1 pseudogene is annotated in these 352 nt (G+C 56.2%); it reads right to left on the bottom strand.

The window, feature by feature from the left end:
• Nucleotides 1–318 (bottom strand): annotated as a pseudogene (locus tag Q4563_RS17460) (4-hydroxybutyrate CoA-transferase); the annotation flags it as partial.
• Nucleotides 319–352: the final 34 nt, after the last annotated feature.

A 352-nucleotide genomic window follows, 5' to 3' on the forward strand; every position in this document is an offset into this window, starting at 1 on the left:
GGACAAGACCGCATTGGGTACACCACCAACGCCCATTTGCAGCGTGTCGCCGTTATCAATCCGCTCCGCGACCTGACGGGCAATGGCCCAGTCGACATCGGATGCGGCTGCGTCTGGCAGCTCGGTGAGTGGCACATCGGCTTCGATCAGCGCTTCAACTTCTGAAATATGCACCGAACATTCACCAAAGGTACGCGGCATATGGTGATTGACTTCGACAATCACCTTGCGGGCTTTGCGGATCACCGTGGCGCTGTAATCGGCGTTGGTGCCGAGGCTGAAATAGCCGTGTTTATCCATCGGCGACACTGTCACCATCAGACAATCCGGGCTGATGTTTTCGGTCAACATC

The organism is Gilvimarinus sp. 1_MG-2023 (genome assembly GCF_030548285.1).